Origin of the sequence: Pseudomonas sp. PDM13, from assembly GCF_025685765.1 — a bacterium.
Classification (GTDB): Bacteria; Pseudomonadota; Gammaproteobacteria; order Pseudomonadales; family Pseudomonadaceae; genus Metapseudomonas; species Metapseudomonas solani.
Map to the genome: position 1 here is coordinate 92,036 of NZ_JAOTQU010000016.1, position 18,507 is coordinate 110,542.

Consider the following 18,507-nt stretch of genomic DNA (forward strand, 5'->3'; position numbering starts at 1 on the left):
ACGCTACAAGGACGGCGTTTTAGGTGGCTTCCGTGAAGCCTTAATGGATTGGCAAGCCGCTGGGAAACGTAGGCGTAGTTTCTCAGCGGCCTGTTAGACACACTCAAGAACGAGAGCAATGACCATGGCAACCCCACGTAACATTCCCGCATTTTCCGCAGTACGCACTGCACTGTTCACCGCCGTCACCTGCACCAGCGTGCTGCTCACCGGCTGCGCCGGGATGGGCTCGCCCAGCTCCAAGGTCGCGGCCAGCACCAAGGCCGAGTACTACCCGCAGTGCTACCAGCCGGTCAGCCAGCTGCGTGCCTCCGACCAGGCGATGACCCAGTCGGTCGCCACCGGCGCCATCGCCGGCGGCGTGCTCGGCGCGATCGCCGGCGGCCTGTCCAGTGACGACCATGCCGGCCGCAACGCCCTGATCGGCGCCGCCGGTGGCGCACTGGTGGGTGGCGCAGCCGGTTACTACACCGCTCGCCAGCAGCAGATCGCCGACGACAACGCGCGCATTGCCTCCTACGCCAGCGACATCAATCGCAGCAGCGGCGAGATCGACCGCAGCATCCAGTACGCCAGCGCCGCGCAGAACTGCTACCAGCGCGAGTTCGCCTCGCTGCAGGCCTCGCGCAAGGCCAAGACCGTGAGCGAGACCGAGGGCCGCCTGCGCCTGGCCGAGATCGTCAGCGGGCTGAACGAAACCAACGCCCTGATGGCCGCCGTCGACGGCCGTGCCGGCGAGAACATCAACACCTACACCCAGGCCTATGAAAAAGACCTGCAGACCGTCGGTGTCGAGCGCAAGGACGTGAGCCAGGTCGTCGCCGCCGAGACGCCGGTCACCCCGGCTACCACCAAGACCACGACCAAGGCCAACACCAAGACCACCACACCGCCGAAGAAGACCACCACCACTGCCAAGGCCGTGCCGAAGGAAGCGGTGAGCACCGAGCGCACCCTGCAACAGGCCGAAGCCAAGCGCGCCGAAAGCCAGAAAGTCGCCAGCCGTGGCCAGACCATGGTCAGCGACGTGTGCAACAGCCCCGATATGGGTGACTGGGCCCCGGCCAGCTGCGCCTCCAAGGCCTGACCCCTCGGCGGGCCCAGCCGAGCCCGCCTGCTTCACCCGCCCGCCTGGGCGGGTGATTCCTCTCCCGCGATTCCCCTTCCTTTATTCCCTTGTGGCCATTCGTGGTGCGGCAAGTCCGTGGGCGAATGAATTCGCCCCTACACAGTCCCCCCTGTTGCACCGTGCCCATTCGCGGTTGAAACCGCTCCCACAGGATCACGCCCTGTTGCTGGGTCGTAGGTCGGGTGTAACCCGACGGTGATGGGCACAGAGCCACGCGGGTTTCACCCGCCCTACAAGCTGATGCATGGCACCTGTAGGGGCGACTTCAGTCGCCAAGCAACCCGCAGGGTTGCCCGTGGGAGCGAATTCATTCGCGATGGTCGGGCACGGTGCAATTCGCGGTTGAAACCGCTCCCACAGGTGGCGTTGGGCTACAGGGCAATACCGAGCCGTAGGAGCGAGCTCTGCTCGCGAAGCTTCTGCATTTATAGGACGGGAAGGCGGCTTAGCGCCGATCCGGACGCGACCAGATCCACAGGTTGCCGAGCAGCATGCCGGCCATGACCAGGTAGAGCCAGGCGCCGTGGGGCAGGGTGATGAGCATGATGGCCAGGGCCAGGAGCATCGAGGCGCTGGCGGCGAGCTTGGCACGGCGGGCGATGGCGCGGCCGTTGCGCCAGTTCTTGAGAATGGGGCCGAACAGGCGGTGGTTTTCCAGCCAGTTGGCCAGGCGCGGCGAACTCTTCGAGGCGGCCCAGGCGGCGAGCAAAACGAATTCGGTGGTGGGCAGGCCCGGCAGCACCAGGCCGACCATGCCGACGCCCAGGCTGGTGTAGGCCAGCAGGGCGAAGAGCAGGCGGCTGATGCGCGAACGCGATGGAGCGGGCGCGGCGACCGGGAGGTCGCCGGCCAGGGACTCAGGCGGGGGTGTCGGCACTGGCGTAGGCGTGTTGCAGCAGCTCACGGAAGCGGTTGAAGGCGGCGAGGGCGCCCTTGTCCACATCGGCTTCCTGTTCGGCGCTCAGTTCCAGGCCGTCGAGGGTGCGGGTGAAGCTCTTCCAGCCTTCGGCGCGGCCGCCGGCGGGCTCACCCAGGTGACGGGCACCTACTTCTTCGGTCAGGCCCAGTGCGGCGACGCGCTTGATCAGGAAGGCGGCGCCAAGCTTGGAGCCTTCGGAAACGAACAGCCAGCCCAGGGCTTCGGCGAAGCTGGGGTTCTGCACGGCGCCGGCGACCGGGGCGGGTACGTCGGTGTCCAGGTCGGCCAGGTCCAGGCGCGCCTGCTCGGCACGGCAGCGGGCGGGCAGGTCGGGGAATACTTCCACCAGCGCGGCGTCCTGGTACAGGCTCTGCAGCTCGGCCTGGAACAGGTACTGGGCGACCACGAAGCGGGAGAAGTTCTCGCGGTTGGCGAAGGGATCGTTGGCTTTCACCGCCTGGTCCAGCTCGGCGTGGGGCGCGTGGGTGATCTGGTTGATGCGTTGGGAACGGAGGGTGCTGGTCATGGAGTCATCCTGAAAATTGGCTTCTGTTGACGAGACGAACGAGCCTGTCCATCGCGTAAAAATGCCCGCAAGGTGGTGTCGCGCCTGGCGGCCTCCCCATCACGCCGAAGCAGGAGGGGAGGCCTGGCCGGCGGCGATCAGATGTCCCAGACGAGGTTGACGGAGAAGTTGCGGCCCGGTTGGGTCAGGCGGTCGAGGTTGGCCGGGGCGGTCACGCCGGCTTCGCCGACGCCGTCGTAGCCGCGCACGTCATCCCACAGCCAGTACTTCTTGTCGGTCAGGTTGTAGAGGCCGGCGTTGACGGTGAGGTCGTCGGTCAGCTTGTAGTAGCCGGTCAGGTCGAGCATGCCGAAGCCCGGGGTGGCGAACTGGCTGGGGCTGCCATCCGGGGAGTTGAAGTTGTCCTCGTCGATGCGCGTCTTGCGCTTGACCAGGGTCCAGCTCAGCTGGGTGCCGAAGGCGTCCTGCTCGTAGCCCAGGCCGAATACGCCGGTCAGCGGGTTGATGCTGTTCAGCGGCTGGCCGGTTTCGTCGTTGCGGCCACGGGCATAGGCAATGGAGCCCTGGGTGTAGAGGCCCGGGAAGGCACCGAAATGCTCCAGGTCCAGGCGCCCCTTGACCTCCATGCCGCGGATGCTGGCACGGCCGATGTTCTTGCTCTGGAACACGGTCAGGCTGCCGCTGCGGCCGACGGCATCGTTGTCGAGGAAGTCGCGGTAGCGGTTGTAGAACACCGCCACGTCGAAGCTGCCGCCTTCGAAGTTGCCACGCAGGCCGGTTTCCAGGCTGCGGCTCTTCTCCGGTTCCAGGTCCGGGTTGGGCTCGACGATGTAGCCCAGGGAGGTGTTCTCGAAGCGGCCGTACATTTCCTTGGCGTTGGGGGTGCGGAAGCCTTCGGCGTACTGGCCGAACCAGGTGTAGTTGTCGTCGAAGGCGTAGGTCACGCCGAACTTCGGCGATACACGCTGCCAATGCTTGGTTTCGTCGCTCGGGCGGAAGGCGCTGGTACCGATGGTGCGCAGGTAGTCCGGGGTCAGCTCGGGCTCGAGGTCGGTGCGGTCATAGCGAACGCCGGGGAGAAAGGTCCACTGGTTCCAGCGGATTTCATCCTGGGCGAACAGGGCGTAGGTCTTGACGGTGGGATCGGGGAAATCGCTCTGCGGGGTCAGGCTGTCACTGGCGGTGGGGCTGACCTGGCCGACGCGGTTGGTGCACGTGCCGATGGAGGTGTAGCAGAAGGCGGTGCCGCTGCGCAGGCCGGTGACTTCCTGGTGCTTGAGGTTGAGGCCATAGGTCAGCAGGTGCTCGGTATCGCCCAGGCTAAAGGCCTTGTCCAGTTGCGCATCGATCACCCACAGACGGTCCTTGTAGTAGGTGTCGCGGTAGCGCATCACGTCACGGGAGATGACGCCGGTGAAGGGGTTGCTGGGGACGTAGCGTTCCTGGGTGCTCTGATCGGTCTTGGCGATCTGGTAGTTCAGGCTCCACTTCAGGTTGTCGGCCAGCAGGCTGTCGAGGGCGACGGTGTGTTCCAGGCCGAAGCGCTCGCGGGTGATGGTGTCGTTGCCGCTGCGCGACTTGTAGTAGCCGGAGCCCACGCCGATGGTGGGGGCGTTGAAGGGGCCGCCAACGGCGCTGAGCTGGTTGGTGTCGCGATCGTCCTTGTACTTCTCGTAGGTCAGTTGCAGGCGGTCGGTGTCGTTGTAGTTCCAGCCCAGCTTGGCCAGAACGTTGGTGGAGCGCACGTCTTCCGGGTTGGCTTCGGTGCGGTCCAGGCCGGTGCCGCCGTGGCCGCCGAAGGATTCGGTCTCGTGGCCGTTGCGCTGGGACAGGTGCAGCAGGGCGTCGAACTGCTCGTGGCGGCCGGCGACGGTGGCCGAGTTGAGCCAGCTGTCGTCGGCGGAGCTGTAGCCGGTCTTCAGGCGGGCGCCGACATCGCTGCCGGGCTTGATGATGTCGTCGGCATCCAGGGTGAAGTAGCTCACCGCGCCGCCGATGGCGTTGCTGCCGTAGAGGGCCGAAGCCGGGCCGCGGAGGATTTCCACGCGCTTGACGATTTCCGGGTCCACGTAGTTGCGGTGGGTCTGGGCGTAGGGGCCGTAGAAGAAGCTGGCCGGTACTTCGACGCCGTCGATCTGGGTCAGTACGCGGTCGCCATCGATGCCACGGATGTTGTAGCCGCTGGTGCCGGCGCGCTGGCCGGCGCCGCCGACGGAGACGCCCGGCTCGTCACGCACCAGGTCGCGGATGTTGTTGACGTTCTTGCGGTCCAGCTGTTCGCGGCTCTTCACGCTGACGGTGACCGGCACGGTGCTGGCGCTCTGCTCGTGGCGGGTGGCGGTCACGGTGGTGGGGTTCAGCTCCATGGCCAGGCCCTTGGCCGGGGTGCGTACCAGCACCACGCTGCGCTCGCCGACGGCGCGGTATTCCAGGCCGGTGCCTGCCAGCAGGCGCTGCAGGGCCTGTTCGGCCGGCAGGCGACCGTTGACGCCGGGAGACTGCACGCCAGCGGCGAGATCGGAAGAGAGGCCGACCTGCCAGCCGCTCACGGCGCTGAAGGCGTTGAGCGCTTCCACCAGGGGCTGGCGGGCGATGGCGAAGCTGTAACCGCTCTGGCTGGCCAGCTGGGTCGGCGCGACACCGGTTTCGGCGGCCTGGGCGATGCCGATGGGCAGGCTGCCCAGGGCGATGGACAGGGCCAGCAGCGACACGCCGGTGGGGGCGGACAGGCGCAGGGTGGGGCGGTTTGAGCGGGTGGTCATGGGAGCGGCTCTCTTCGGTCCGTTAATCGCATTTCTAATGCGAATCAGTGTCATTGGCTTTTGACGAGACGAACGAGAAATCGCAATCGCGTAAAAATAATTTCGGGGTTGTTCCGACGGGGCGTGACAAGGCCCATAGGCGCGTGCCGGGCGAGGCCTCCGAACCGGCAACAGGGCTGCGCCTTGGTGAGCGCGAACGCATGGCTGCGTAGGGTGGATGACGCTCTTTTCATCCACCAACGGAGTGACCGGCGAGCCCGAACGGTGGACCGATGAAGCGCGGTCCACCCTACGCCCGGTTAATCGCCCTCATGCAGCGAGTGGGGTGGGCGCGGACGGCCCGTCCATTCAGTCGAGGATGACCAGGGCGGGGAATTCGTGGAGCTTGGCCGAGGTGATGTGGGCGAGGGAGCGCACCACGCCCAGGGGATCGTCCAGGCGGTAGTTGCCGGTGACGGTGCGCTCGCCCAGGCGCTCGTCGGTGCTGATGATCCAGCCCGGGTAGTAGCGACGGAGCTCGGCCAGCACTTCACGCATGGGGCAGTCTTCGAACACCAGACGGCCCTTGACCCAGGCCAGCTGGTCGGCCTTGCCGTGGCGGCGGTCACCGAAACCGGCGGGCCCGATGCGGATGCTGTCGCCGGCGCTGAGGCTGACACGGGCGTTGTCTTCCCGCGAGCGCAGGTCGACTTCGCCGCGCTCGACGCTGACTTCGGCCTCGTCACCCAGGTAGCGCACGGCGAAGGCGGTGCCGCGCACCGATACCTGCACCGGGCCGGCGTCCACCTCGAAGGGGCGGCTGCGGTCGTGGGCGACGTCGAAGTAGGCCTCGCCCTGGTAGAGGCGGGCACTGCGCTGCTGGTCATCGATGCGGCTGGAGAAGGCGGTGTCGGTGTTGAGCAGGATGCGCGAGCCGTCGGCGAGCTCCAGGTTCTGGCGCTGGCCGACATCGGTGAGGTGGTCGGCGCGCAGGCGCAGCAGCAGGTCGCTCTGCAGGCCCACGCCCACCGCCAGGAGCAGCACGGCGGCTGCGGCCAGGGGCTTGAGCAGGGCGCGGCGGACCGGGCGCTTGTGTTCACGGTCGAGGCGAGCGGCGGCGGCGGTGAGCAGCGGCGACTGCCAGAGGCTCTGGGCCAGGCGGAAGGCCAGGGCGTTGTCCGGCGAGGCGGCCATCCAGGCCTCGAAGCGGGCGCGGCATTCGGCGTCGGCGTTGTCGAGGAGGATCAGCCAGTCCAGCGCTTCGCCCAGGCGCGCGTCGTCGGCACCGGGGCCGGCTGCGGGCGGAACGGGATCAGGCTGGGGCACGGCGCGTACCTCGGATTCGGGGGCGCCTATTCTTGTCGAACCCGAGGCCGAGCGGAAGTCCTTCATGTCGGCGGATCCAGGCGGCTGAGCAGGTTCATGCAGATCGCCATGATCAGCTTGAGTTCCTTTTGCACCGTGCTGGGCGACACATCCAGCTCTTCGGCGATCTCCGCGTAGCCATGCCCGTGCAGGCGGCTGAGGATGAAGATGCGCTGCTGGCGCTGGGTCAGCTGGGACAGGGTGCTGCCCAGGCGCTGCAGGAGTTTCTCCGCGTGGAGCCCGTCCTCGGCCGAGGAGATGGGCGCGGCAACGGCCTGGATGACTTCGTCGGGCACATCGTCCATCAGCGTGCGCGATTGCATGCGCATGTGCCGCAGGTGGTCGAGGGCCAGGTTGCGGCCGGTCTGGAAGAGGAAGGGTTCGAGGTGGTCGATGGGGCGTTCGGCCAGGGTGCGGGCGACGCGCAGGTAGGTCTCCTGCACCAGGTCCTCGGCGACGCTGGGGTTCTTCACCATCCTGGCCAGGGTACGCAGCAGGGGCATGCGCTGGGCGAGGAACACGCTGTCGAGGTTGGAGGGGGTCACTGCAGCATCCGGCCACTGGAAAATGGCGCAAATGATAATCAGTTTTATTGGTATCGGCTAGCTACCGCGTCCCGCAACCTCGCCATCGCCTGGAGGCCCCGTCCCGTGGGGCTCCGGGCGCCGTTCGCTCCGCTCAGCGGCCGTCGAAGGCCTTCTGCAGGGCGGCGATATCCAGCTTCTTCATGCCCAGCATGGCCTGGAAGGCGCGCTGGGATTTCACCGCGTCCGATGTCTGCAGCATGGCGGGCAGCACCTGCGGCACGATCTGCCAGGACAGCCCGAACCTGTCCTTGAGCCAGCCGCATTGCTGGGCTTCCACCGGGCCGCCGGCACCCAGTGCGTTCCAGTAGTGGTCGACCTCGGCCTGGTCGCGGCAATCCACCTGCAGCGAGAGGGCTTCGTTGAACTGGAACACCGGGCCGCCGTTGAGGGCGGTGAAGGCCTGGCCGTCCAGCTCGAAGGCCAGAGTCAGCACGCTGCCGGCGGGGCGACCGTGGATTTCCTTGCCGGCCTCGCCGTAGCGGGTGACGGCGGTGATCCGCGAGTCGGGGAAGATGCCGATGTAGAAATCGACGGCGGCTTCGGCCTGATCGTCGAACCACAGGCAGGGGGTGATGCGCGGGCGGATGGGCATGGCGGTTCTCCAGTGCGGGCCGGTTCGAGGATAGCCGGCATACCCCTGGTCGTCTGGCGTGGCGCCGGATCGACAACCGTTCAGCGGCGGGTGGCCTTGCGTCGGGGCGTGGGCTCGGTATCCCGGGTGGGCCGGGGGCTGTCGCCGTCGCTGCGCACCTGGGCGTGGCTGATCAGGGCGAAGATCAGGCTGCCACCGACGATGTTGCCGGCCAGGGTGGGGCCGGCGAAGGTCAGCCAGAACTCGCGCCAGTCCAGGTGCCCGGCGAACACCAGGTAGGAGACCTCGGCCGAGCCGACCACGATGTGGGTGAAGTCGCCCAGGGCCATCAGGTAGGTGATGAGGATGATGATCCACAGCTTGGCGCTTTCCTGGGAGGGGATCATCCAGACCATGGTGGCGATCATCCAGCCGGAGACGATGCCCTTGGCGAACATCTGGTTGACGTCGTTCTCCATCACCTTGCGGCCGATGTCGAGGAAGGCAGCATCGGTGGCGGCATCGAAGATCGGCAGGCGCAGCATCACCCAGGCCACCAGCAGGGTGCCGGCCAGGTTGCCGGCGAGCACCACGCTCCACAGGCGCAGCAGGCGGCCGAAGTTGTTCAGGGTGGGTTTGCTCATCACCGGCAGCACGGCGGTGAGGGTGTTCTCGGTGAACAGTTGCTGGCGCGCGAGGATCACCGCGAGGAAGCCCGCCGAGTAGCCGAGGCTGGCGATCACCTTGCTCGCCTCGCCAGCGGGCAGGCGCGCGTTGAACAGCCCCATGGCCATCAGCGACAGGCCCATGGTCAGCCCGGCGGCCAGGGCCGACCACCAGAGCGCAGCGGCGTTGCGCTCCAGCTCCTGGTCGCCCTGGGTACGGATGATCTCGTGGAGGACGGCGGCCCGGGGTGGCTGGTTTTCGTTGACGTCCTGTTTCTCCCGGGCGGACAACCCCGGTGTCTTGCCGTCTTTGGCCTGGCTCATGGCGACTCCGCTGGTGATTGGCGTATCGGTTGATCGTCGGAACGCCCGGGAAGTTCGCCGCTTGCTGCTTGTCAGCTCACGAGGGCTGGCTACTCTTTGTTCACTATGCCGTCGGAGCCGAATCGGGCGCCGGCGACCACAGCGAGGCGCGGCCGCCCTGGGCGAGGGCTGCGGTCACGTCGGCAGTTCGCCACCAGGCCTTCGGCTTTCAGGGCAACGAAAGAAGATGGGATGGGACCTGAGCAAGCGCAGCGGCACCGAACGCACCGGGCTGATCACCGACCTGGCGTTCCATGCGGCGGAGCAGGGCGAGCCCGTTTACCAGGACAGATCGGCCGGCTGCGAGGACACCCAGCAGGCGTGCACCTACTTCAACATGGATGGCATGAGCGTCTGCATGGTGGGGCATATCCACGTGCAGCTGAGTGTGGCGCGCACGGGCGCCGGTTCATCGGCGGGCTGGCTGGGTTGGTCGGCGCGCCTGGCGGAACCGCGCTTCGCTGCATTGGCAGGCGCGGGCCATGGTGTGCCGCCGGGACGGCAGGCCCGCTGAGGGGCCTGCGCGCGAAGGTGGGATGAGCGGTTACAGGTCCAGGCGGTGGATCACCTGGGTCGGGTCTTCGGCATCGCGGCGACGCTGCAGGCCGAGCTTGCGGGCCAGGCCGCGCATGCCGGCGTTGCTGGCCGAGTCGATGGAGTAGAGCTGGCGGAAGCCGTTGCGCCGGGCGCTGTCCGCCAGGTGTTCGAAGAGGATGCTGCCGAGGCCGCGACGCAGCCATTCATCGGCCACGGTCACGGCGAATTCGCACTGGCCGAGCTCGCCGACCTTGGCGTAGCGGCTGATGCCGACTTCCAGCAGTTCGCCGTCCACATGGGCCAGGGCCACCAGGGCGACGCGGTCCTTGTCGTCGACATCCATGAGTTGGTTGAGCAGTGCCGGGGCCACTTCGCGGAACTCACCGAGGAAGCGGTTGTGACGGGCCTCCGGTGACAGGCGGTTGATAAAGGCGCGCTCGCGCTCGCGATCCTCTTCGCGCAAGGGCCGGATGAGCACATGGGTGCCGTCTTCCAGGGGCTCGATCCAGTAATCGCCTCGTGGCGATTGGTGCAGCGGCTTGGCGGCGAGGGCGGAGTTGAGTGCGGACATGGCTGTCTCCAGGTAAGGGAAAAGGGGCGGCGCATTGCGCCTATGCCTCCTGTTTACCCTTCTGGCGGGACGTTTGATTGATCGAAGTCAAAATGCACTGGACGGTGCCCTGCGCCGGGTTGTCGCAGGGGCGTCGTGGACGGGACTGACCCAGGTCAATTTCCGCTCTGCGACGGGCAGTAGCGTAAGGACAAAGCCATTGCCGGAGAACACCCATGGACAATCGGGACTGTGCATCCGCACACGCGTTGATCGAACTGCTGCTCCTGGGCTGCGACGGCCCGGAGCGGCCATCCTCGCCGCTGCTAGCCGGCCTGCTCACGGCCCGAACGCCAGGCGCGCGGCCGTCATCGGCCTCCATGGGCGACGCCCTGATGTCCGGCGGCCTCATGCCCCGGGCCTATTCGCGCCGGGATTGAGCCTTTGCCCAGTGGGAGCGAATTCATTCGCGATGGGGTGTCCGGCCGCTCGCATGGCCATGTGCTGGCGGCGGGTCTTTCGCGGCTGAAGCCGCTCCCACAGGGAGGGGGAGTCCGCAGCGGCACGGTGCTAACCGGTGTGTAGGGTGGATGACGCTCTTTTCATCCACCAAGCGGTGCTGCCGGGAGGCACCGAGCGATGGCAGCCCTACGGCCTGCTGGGCGAATGAATTCGCCCCTACCTGTCGTTACACCACGAAACGCAGGATCGCCACGAAGTGCAGCAGGCTGCCGGCGATGACGAACAGGTGCCAGATGCCGTGCCAGTGGCGGAAGCGGCTGTCGAAGGCGAAGAAGATGATGCCGACGGTGTAGAACACCCCGCCCGCGGCGAGCCAGGTGAAACCGGTGGTGCCCAGGGCGGCGATGAGCGGCTTGATGGCGATGAGCACGATCCAGCCCATCACCGCGTAGATGATGATCGACAGCACGCGGGCTTCCGAGCGCGGCTTGATCTCCTGCAGCATGCCGATGATGCCGAGCGTCCAGACGATGCCGAACAGCGTCCAGCCCCAGGCGCCTTTCAGGGTGACCAGGCAGAAGGGCGTGTAGCTACCGGCGATGAGCAGATAGATCGACAGGTGATCGAGCTTGCGCATGATCACCTTCGCCCGCCCACGGACGCTGTGATAGACCGTGGAGATGCTGTAGAGCATCACCAGCGTCACGCCGTAGATGGCGACGCTGACGATCTTCGCCGTGCTCCCATCCAGGGCCGCCAGGACCAGCAGCCAGATGGCGCCGATGCCGGCGAGCACCGCGCCCACCAGGTGCGTCCAGGCGTTGAATCGTTCTCCGTGGTACATGCATCGCTTCCTCGAGTCGCTGCGACTGCGCAGCGCGGCGGCCTTTATCGCTGAAAACGCCGCGCGCCGCGAGCGTTGTGTGTTTGCGATGCGTTGACGCGCGGGCGAGTCACGCCGGAATGGCGGTCAGTACACGTCGGGCACGAGGATTTCCCGGGGCGTCGGGTTGCGCACGTAGTCGGCGTGGCGCAGGCGTTGCGGCAGCTGCACGCTGGGCTGCTCCACTTCCTCGTAGGGCATCTGGCTGAGCAGGTGGTGGATGCAGTTGAGCCGCGCCTTCTTCTTGTCGTCGGCCTGCACCACCCACCAGGGCGCCTCTTCGATGTGGGTGCGCTCGAGCATGATCTCCTTGGCCTTGGTGTAGGCCTCCCAGCGGCGGCGGGATTCAAGGTCCATGGGGCTGAGCTTCCACTGCTTGAGCGGGTCGTGAATGCGTGCCAGAAAGCGCAGGTGCTGTTCCTGGTCGGAGATGGAGAACCAGTACTTCACCAGCTGGATGCCGGAACGCACCAGCATGCGCTCGAACTCGGGCACGGTGCGGAAGAACTCCTCGTACTGCTCGTCGTTGCAGAAGCCCATCACCCGCTCGACGCCGGCGCGGTTGTACCAGCTGCGGTCGAACAGGACGATCTCGCCGGCGGCCGGCAGGTGCGAGACGTAGCGCTGGAAGTACCACTGGGTCTGCTCGCGGTCGTTGGGGGCCGGCAGGGCGGCGACCCGGCATACGCGGGGGTTGAGGCGCTGCGTGATGCGCTTGATCACACCGCCCTTGCCGGCGGCGTCGCGGCCTTCGAAGAGGATCACCACCTTGTGCCCGGTCTTGACCACCCAGCTCTGCAGCTTCACCAGCTCGCCCTGCAGGCGGAACAGCTCCTGGAAGTAGTTACGCCGTGCCTGACGGCCGGGGTTGTCCTCGACGTGGTTGTCGAAGTAGGCGTCCAGGTCGTGGCCGTCTTCCAGCAGCTCCAGTTCGAGTTCTTCGTCGCTGTGGTCCAGCAGCTCACGATGGATGCGCTGTGCCAGCAGGTCGTTGCCAAAGCTCATCTGCCACCTCCTTGGTTTATCGATTTTGCGGAGGTTATGACTCTTTTGTGACACGGAAGTGACAGGGGCCCTGGAACGAGCGAGCCCGCGCAGGCGCGGGCTCGTTGCTCGGGGAGGGAAAACCCGGCGCCCCGTACATCCCTGTACTCAAGGCGACGGGGGAAACGCTATCAGCTGCAGGGGGCCTGGGCACCGCCGGTCATGGCTTCGACGTTGTTGAGAATCTCGTTGCCCTTGTTGATCTTCTGGGCGTTCTCGACGTCCTGCATGGTGTAGCTGTTGTAGCCATTGTTGGCGTTATTCATGTTGGCCTTGGTCTGCATGATGCTGGTGCCGATTTCCAGCAGGCTGCGGCCGGTGGAGATCAGGTCGGCGGTGGCATTCGGGGTGCAGGGGGCATTGGCCGAGGCGACCTGGGTGCCGGCGGCGGCATTGTTGGTAGCCGGGGGCGTGAACAGGCCTTGGGTCTGGCCGTTCTGCGGGATGCAGCCGGTGGTGAGCAGGGTGGAGGCGAGGGCGAAACCGGCGGCGATTCCTTGGAGTTTCATGGGGGCATTCCTTTGGTGCGTGATCCGGGCCTGCCTGGGGCGGCAGGTGTCGTTATCGGCGTGGCGGCGGGAGGGGGCCGCAGGACCCGGAACTGGCGGGCGGGCCATGGCGCCTGGAGGGGAGTCTAGGGAGGGAGGCGAAAGGCTTGAATAGTACGGGTGTGCTAGTGCCTGTGACTCAGTAGCCACTTCGCCGGTGGTTGTGTCGGCACGATCGCAACGGCTGCCGTCGCGCTTATACTCGCCGCCTCCCTTCTATTGGAAAGCAGCCCTCATGCTCAGTGCCGAGCTCAAGGCGTTCTACATGGTCGCGCGCCTGGGCAGCATCACCCAGGCCGCCAAGAAGCTGGGCCTGAGCCAGCCGACCGTCACCACCCAGATCCGCAACCTGGAAGGCCAGTACGCCGTCGAGCTCTTCCATCGCGGTGGCCGCCGGCTGACCGTGAGCGAGGAGGGCGCGCGCCTGCTGCCCATGGTCAAGGTGCTGCTGCAGCAGGAAGCCGATATCGAGTTCTTCCTGCGTAACAGCGGGCAGATGCAGGGCAGCCTGCGCATCGGTGCCACCTCGCCCTATTACATCCTCGGGCTGGTGCGGACCTTCCGCGAGCGCTACCCGCAGATCGAGGTCTCGGTGGAGATCGGCAATTCCCAGCAGGTGCTGGAGGCGCTGGAGGAATACCGCGTGGACCTGGCCGCCTCGTCGCAGAAGCTCGACGACCACCGCCTCATCCGCCTGGTGCTGGGCAGCGACCCACTGGTGCTGGCGGTGCACCGCAGCCACCCCCTGGCCGGGCGCGTGTCGGTGGATATCGCCGCGCTCAAGGGCCACAACCTGCTGATGCGTGAACGCGGCTCCATCACTCGCCAGCTCACCGAGGCGCTACTGGAAAAGGCCGGGCTGGACATCGGCCCGCTGCTGGAGATCGGCAGCCGCGAATCCATCCGCGAGGCGGTGATCCGCAATATCGGCATCAGCATCATCGCCCGCCACGAAGTGCCGGATAACCCGGAGCTGTGCGTGATCGAGCTGGAGCAGGCGCCGCAGATCGACGAATACCTCTACTGCCTCAAGGACCGTCGCCAGGCGCGTTTGCCGGCGGCCTTCATGGCCCTGGGGCGAGAGGCCTGCGAAGAGGGCCGCTGAAGGGCCCTCTAGAAAGGAAGCCCCCGGCAGCGCCGGGGGCCTTGGCTCAGAGCCGGTTGAAGCTGACGTTGTCCAGGTACAGGGACTGGTCCTTGCGGGTGCCCAGTACCAGCAGCTCCACGCGGCGGTAGGTGCCGGCGGGGATCTGCACGTCCTGCTGCAGGCGGCTCCACGCACCACCCAGGGTGGGGCTTGCACCCAGCGGCAGGTAGCGACCCTGGCCGCTGGCATCCTCCAGGTAGAGGTAGCCGTAGGTGAGGCCCTTGATGCCGGCGTTGCGGCCGATCATCACGTCGGCTGCCAGGCGGTAGTTCAGGCCGCCCTGCACCTTGCCCTGCAGCGGGATGCTGGCGCCGCTGCCTTCGTACTGACGGGCGTAGCTTTCCAGCGAGGTGCCGGTGTTGCCGCCCAGGGCGACCAGGCGGGTGGTGCCGTGGAAGCCCGCCCAGCCGGCCGCGCCGTTTTCGAAGTTCCAGCCCAGCGTCGAGGGAACGGTAGGCGTGGTCGGGTTGGTGGGCGTCGGTTCGGCCACTTCGGTCAGTTCCACTTCGTCCACCAGCACGCTCAGGCCGTCGCGGCTGATCAGGCCCACGTAGGTGCTGCGCGGCGGGGTCTGGGCGCGGGTGTAAGTGAAGGTGCGTTCCAGGGTGGTGAACTCGCTGCTGGTGACCGACTGGGTCAGGCCCGAGGCGTTGCTGTAGCTGATGCGGTCGTTGGCCTCGTGGAGGACGCCCAGGTAGATGTTGCCGCGCGCATTGGCGCCCTTGAGCATGACCTTGGCGCGCAGGCGGTAGCGGGTGCCTTCACGCAGGGCGGTGACCGGGGTGGCGAGGATGTCGCTGCCGCCCTTGGCCAGTTCGAACAGCAGGGCGTTGTCGCGGCAGGTCTTGCCGACGTTCACCAGGCTCATGTTCGCGCTGCCCAGCAGGCCCTGCCAGCCGTCCGCAGTGCGGAATTCACCGTTGGCCACCAGGCCCTTGAGTGCCGGCTTGTTGCACCAGGCCGGGGTCGGCGTGGTGGGCGGCGTCGTCGGTGGTGTGGTCGGGGTGGTCGGCGGCGTGGTGGGGGTGCCCGGGTTGGTGGGGTTCTGCGTCTCCGGCACCTTGGTGGCCCGCAGTGCGGCGATCTGCGTGGCCATGGCGTTCAGCGCGCGAGCGGCGTCGGCCTGGTTTTCCTGGCCGCAGGCCTGGTTGGCGCAGCTGCTGTCGACCACGCGCGGCGAGGAGAACAGCGGCGCCTGGACGCGGGCGTTGAACACGTGGGGGTAGCCCATGATGGTGGAGAACTGGCCCTGCACGCCGTAGCCACGGCTCCACTCGAAGGTGCCCTGGTGCCAGCTGGACTGGTAGTAGCCCTCGGTCATGTCCTGCTCGTAGGAGTGGCGCAGGCCCATGTTGTGGCCGATCTCGTGGGCCATGGTGCTCAGGCTGCAGTCGACGCCTGTGATGGCGTAGGCGCTGTTGGCGGAGCCGGTCTGGAAGGTGCCGCTGTTCTTCGGCCCGGAGAGCACGTAGCCGATGCCGCACACGCCGTAGCCCTGGCCTTCCTGGGTGCGACCGATGAGGTGGACCATGTCGGCGCCATAGGTTTCACGCAGCTGCTGCACGCGGCTGTCGGCGGCGAAGGCGGCCAGGTCGCGGCTGGAGACGGTGGGGTAGCTGGCCCAGTCCAGCAGCTGGCGGTGCACCAGGCGCAGGCGCAGGTCGACGTTGCTTTTCTTGTAGGCGTTGTTGGCGTACTCGATGTAGCTGGCGATGCGCGCATCCATGTCGCGGCCGTTGGGCAGCGCCTGGGCGTCCTTGGTGTAGAGCACCAGCAGATCCACGGTGCGGGGTTCGGCGGCATGGGCGGCCTGTACGGCGACGGCCAGCAGGGTGCCGATGAAGAGTCTTTTCATGGTGGGACGTTCCTTGTGGGATCAGCCTTGGGCGGGCGGCGGCAGGGGCGGCAGTTGCTTGGCGTCGGGGGTGATGATCGGGTCCGGCGTGGCACGCATCAGCAGCTCGTTCTGGTCCGTCACCTGGGTGGCGCCGGTGGCGTTGTCCACCACGAAGGACAGGGTCTGCTCGGTGGTGGCGAGGGTGATGTGGGTCTCCAGGCGGCCCTTGACCACGGTCAGGGTGTCGGCGTCGCTGCCGCCTTCCACCGCGCCGGTCCACACGGCGGTGGTGCCGGTGTTATGGGTTTGCTCCAGCGTGGCGCGCAGCGGCTCTTGCTGGCCCGGTACGCCCAGTTCCAGGGTGCGGCCCACGGCGAAGGTGCCCAGCAACTCGGGGGCGACCTGGGTGCGGTACACGGCCAACCCGTCTTGCTCGGCGGCCTGCAGGGAATCAGGCGCCCACAGGGCCAGGGGCGCGTCGGAGGCGCTGTCCGGCGCTGCAGCGGACGATGGATTTGCCGTGGCCTGGCCGCTGGTCTGGACCGCAGCCTGTGCCCCGGCTGCGCCAGGCAATGCCGGGAGGGATGCGCTGCCCGCGCCGGTCGGGGCCGAGGCGACGGGCGCCTGCCCGCTCTGCGCCGGCGTGTCCTGCAGCAGGATGGCGAGGGTCGTGCCGGCCGTCACCAGGGCGACGGCCGGGTAGAGCCAGATTTTCCGCATGGGGTTCTCCTTGTTCGATACCCGGCGAGGGCCGAGCATTCCTGAATTGCCACCGCCAACGAATTGATGGCGGCGACAACTAAATCGGCCTGAACAGTGAAGGGAGTTGTTTGCTGGAGCGAGCCCGCACCTTCATTTATTTGAAGTAAGTCCGGGTGATTGGAGTTGGCGGTATCAGGGTGTGAAGTTGTTATCTTTCAGTGGGCGAGGTGCAATCAATATGGCATTACAAGAGATGGGTATTTATAGGGCTCTTATTGTTTGTGGGAACTTGTAGAACAATCCGATGCAGTTCGAGCGACCCAGGCCGCGTCTGCGTTAGCGGCTGGCGGCGGGGCTGTCAAAGCAGGCAGTGTGCTGGGGGTCGCATTTATCGAGATGTAAAACATCACCTATCAAAAGGTGATGGCTGGTTCACTGGTAAAGAATGACCCGGTTCAATGTTTTGAAGTTGATGACTTCGATATATCCATTGTCCATTCGCCGGCCAACGGCAGGTTTCAATGTGGTGCGCAATAAGTGGGTGTGTGAACGAATAGTCGTAATTCATAGTGAATAACGGCACCCTGATATCAACTTGAACAACACCGTGCTTGCAGTTCCGAAGTGCAGCCAAATCCGCCGCAGGATTTGTTCAGGCCGCTGCTCTCAACCTGCAAGGGCCGGCTTCCAGCTTCCCGCTCTCCGCTCCCCACTTCCCCATCTGGCCTATACCAAATCCACCAATGCCACTATCGGTGAGCTTTGGGTTATCGCCACATAGATTTCGCATTGCCTCCCTAGCATCAGCCTCGTCGAGTCGTACCGCGCTTCCTGCGCTACGCCCACCGTTCTACGAGGTCATGTCATGCATCACGCCGCCCATCTCCAGGTCCGCGACATCCATAAGCGCTTCGGCAGCTTCACCGCCCTGGATGGGGTGTCGCTGGATATCGCCGAGGGCGAGCTGGTGTGCCTGCTGGGGCCTTCCGGCTGTGGCAAGACCACCTTGCTGCGCTGCATCGCCGGGCTGGAGCGCCAGGACAGCGGCAGCCTGCACATCGGCCCGCGCGACATTTCCACCCTGCCGCCCCAGGCCCGTGACTACGGCATCCTCTTCCAGTCCTACGCGCTGTTCCCCAACCTCAGCGTGCAGCAGAACATCGCCTACGGCCTCGCCGGTGCCAGCCGCGACGAAGCCCGCCAGCGGGTAACCGAGATGCTGGAGCTGGTGGGCCTCGCCGGCAGCGAGAAGAAATTCCCCGGCCAGCTGTCCGGCGGCCAGCAGCAGCGCGTGGCCCTGGCCCGTGCCCTGGCGCCGTCGCCATCGTTGCTGTTGCTGGACGAACCCATGTCGGCGCTGGACGCCCGCGTCCGCGAGCACCTGTGCACCGAGCTGCGCCAGCTGCAGAAGAGCCTGGGCATCACCACCCTGATGGTCACCCACAACCAGGACGAGGCCATGCTCATGGCCGACCGCATCGCGGTGATCAACCAGGGCCGCGTCGAGCAATACGGTACCCCGCGGGAGATCTACGAAAGCCCGGCCACGCCCTTCGTCGCCGAGTTCGTCGGCCAGGGCAACTGGCTGCCGTTCCAGGGGCGCCAGGATGGCCACGCGCGGGTCGGCGAGCTGAACCTGCGCCTGCCGGAAGCCGCAGGGGGGGCCGAGCAGGGCCGCCTGTTCTGCCGCCCCGAAGCCATCGCCATCGACCCGCAGCAGGGCGATGACAACCGCTTCCGCGCCCAGGTGCGCGAAATCACCTTCCTCGGCAACCGCTGCCGCCTGAGCTTCGAGCTGGAGCAGCTGCCCGGCCACCCGCTGCTGGCGGAGCTGGACCCGGCGCTGCTGCCGCGCCTGGGCGGTGCCGATATCTGGGTGGCCTTGCCGTCGCGCAGCCTGCAGGTGTTCGCCTGAGATGGCGCGGGTGATG

At 66.6% G+C, this 18,507-nt stretch carries 18 protein-coding genes; 5 read left to right on the forward strand and 13 right to left on the reverse strand.

All coding sequences use genetic code 11. The features are described 5' to 3' along the window. The first annotated feature begins 124 nt into the window (after positions 1-124). On the forward strand, positions 125-1,087 hold the full coding sequence (tagQ, locus tag OEJ36_RS17390; RefSeq protein WP_263402572.1) for a type VI secretion system-associated lipoprotein TagQ: 963 nt from the start codon (positions 125-127) through the stop codon (positions 1,085-1,087). A 487-nt stretch (positions 1,088-1,574) separates the two neighbouring features. Here the strand turns inward: tagQ and OEJ36_RS17395 are convergent, their stop codons facing one another. The 7 genes from OEJ36_RS17395 to OEJ36_RS17425 form a co-directional block, all read right to left on the reverse strand. Then, positions 1,575-2,006 (reverse strand): YbaN family protein, encoded by a 432-nt coding sequence (locus OEJ36_RS17395; RefSeq protein WP_263402573.1) that lies wholly within the window; start codon positions 2,004-2,006, stop codon positions 1,575-1,577. After that, positions 1,987-2,574, reverse strand: coding sequence for a biliverdin-producing heme oxygenase (locus OEJ36_RS17400; RefSeq protein ID WP_184490492.1), 588 nt, complete (start codon positions 2,572-2,574; stop codon positions 1,987-1,989). Before OEJ36_RS17400 ends, OEJ36_RS17395 begins: the two co-directional genes overlap by 20 nt. A 137-nt stretch (positions 2,575-2,711) precedes the next feature. After that, a complete protein-coding gene (locus OEJ36_RS17405; protein WP_263402574.1) occupies positions 2,712-5,336 on the reverse strand; it encodes a TonB-dependent receptor in 2,625 nt (874 codons plus the stop codon). Between the two features lie 348 nt (positions 5,337-5,684). Further along, positions 5,685-6,707 carry a FecR family protein gene (locus OEJ36_RS17410; RefSeq protein ID WP_263402575.1) on the reverse strand — a complete coding sequence of 341 codons (1,023 nt, stop codon included), beginning with the start codon at positions 6,705-6,707 and terminating at the stop codon, positions 5,685-5,687. Beyond that, on the reverse strand, positions 6,704-7,183 hold the full coding sequence (locus OEJ36_RS17415; RefSeq protein ID WP_411861025.1) for an RNA polymerase sigma factor: 480 nt from the start codon (positions 7,181-7,183) through the stop codon (positions 6,704-6,706). Before OEJ36_RS17415 ends, OEJ36_RS17410 begins: the two co-directional genes overlap by 4 nt. 175 nt (positions 7,184-7,358) lie before the next feature. Continuing rightward, positions 7,359-7,859, reverse strand: coding sequence for a VOC family protein (locus OEJ36_RS17420; protein WP_263402577.1), 501 nt, complete (start codon positions 7,857-7,859; stop codon positions 7,359-7,361). A gap of 80 nt (positions 7,860-7,939) precedes the next feature. After that, positions 7,940-8,827, reverse strand: coding sequence for a formate/nitrite transporter family protein (locus OEJ36_RS17425; protein ID WP_263402578.1), 888 nt, complete (start codon positions 8,825-8,827; stop codon positions 7,940-7,942). A gap of 226 nt (positions 8,828-9,053) precedes the next feature. On the opposite strand from OEJ36_RS17425, the gene OEJ36_RS17430 reads away from it, so the two are divergent. Further along, a complete protein-coding gene (locus tag OEJ36_RS17430; RefSeq protein WP_263402579.1) occupies positions 9,054-9,380 on the forward strand; it encodes a hypothetical protein in 327 nt (108 codons plus the stop codon). Positions 9,381-9,410: 30 nt separating this feature from the next. Here the strand turns inward: OEJ36_RS17430 and OEJ36_RS17435 are convergent, their stop codons facing one another. After that, entirely contained in the window at positions 9,411-9,974 is a 564-nt protein-coding gene (locus OEJ36_RS17435) for a GNAT family N-acetyltransferase (RefSeq protein ID WP_263402580.1), read from the reverse strand. Between the two features lie 215 nt (positions 9,975-10,189). Between OEJ36_RS17435 and OEJ36_RS17440 the strand changes: the two genes are divergently transcribed. Continuing rightward, positions 10,190-10,393, forward strand: coding sequence for a hypothetical protein (locus OEJ36_RS17440; protein WP_021217469.1), 204 nt, complete (start codon positions 10,190-10,192; stop codon positions 10,391-10,393). 248 nt (positions 10,394-10,641) lie between these two features. Here OEJ36_RS17440 and trhA read toward each other — a convergent pair whose 3' ends face one another. The 3 genes from trhA to OEJ36_RS17455 all read right to left on the reverse strand — a co-directional run bounded on the left by trhA (position 10,642) and on the right by OEJ36_RS17455 (position 12,851). Then, positions 10,642-11,259 carry a PAQR family membrane homeostasis protein TrhA gene (gene trhA, locus OEJ36_RS17445; RefSeq protein WP_021217468.1) on the reverse strand — a complete coding sequence of 206 codons (618 nt, stop codon included), beginning with the start codon at positions 11,257-11,259 and terminating at the stop codon, positions 10,642-10,644. Positions 11,260-11,385: 126 nt separating this feature from the next. Next, a complete protein-coding gene (gene ppk2, locus OEJ36_RS17450) occupies positions 11,386-12,303 on the reverse strand; it encodes a polyphosphate kinase 2 (RefSeq protein ID WP_263402581.1) in 918 nt (305 codons plus the stop codon). A gap of 170 nt (positions 12,304-12,473) precedes the next feature. Continuing rightward, positions 12,474-12,851, reverse strand: a complete 378-nt coding sequence (locus OEJ36_RS17455) for a hypothetical protein (protein WP_263402582.1) — start codon at positions 12,849-12,851, stop codon at positions 12,474-12,476. Positions 12,852-13,125: 274 nt separating this feature from the next. Between OEJ36_RS17455 and OEJ36_RS17460 the strand changes: the two genes are divergently transcribed. Further along, positions 13,126-13,995 carry a LysR family transcriptional regulator gene (locus OEJ36_RS17460; protein ID WP_263402583.1) on the forward strand — a complete coding sequence of 290 codons (870 nt, stop codon included), beginning with the start codon at positions 13,126-13,128 and terminating at the stop codon, positions 13,993-13,995. 46 nt (positions 13,996-14,041) lie between these two features. On the opposite strand, the gene OEJ36_RS17465 is transcribed toward OEJ36_RS17460, so the two are convergent. Together OEJ36_RS17465 and OEJ36_RS17470 are read right to left on the reverse strand one after the other, a co-directional pair. Then, complete coding sequence (locus tag OEJ36_RS17465) at positions 14,042-15,892, reverse strand: zinc-dependent metalloprotease family protein (protein WP_263402584.1); 1,851 nt, start codon at positions 15,890-15,892, stop codon at positions 14,042-14,044. Positions 15,893-15,913: 21 nt separating this feature from the next. Continuing rightward, a complete protein-coding gene (locus OEJ36_RS17470; protein WP_263402585.1) occupies positions 15,914-16,594 on the reverse strand; it encodes a hypothetical protein in 681 nt (226 codons plus the stop codon). 847 nt (positions 16,595-17,441) lie between these two features. Here OEJ36_RS17470 and OEJ36_RS17475 point away from each other — a divergent pair. After that, positions 17,442-18,491: a putative 2-aminoethylphosphonate ABC transporter ATP-binding protein gene (locus OEJ36_RS17475; protein ID WP_263402586.1), complete on the forward strand. Its 1,050-nt coding sequence runs from the start codon at positions 17,442-17,444 to the stop codon at positions 18,489-18,491. Positions 18,492-18,507: the final 16 nt, after the last annotated feature.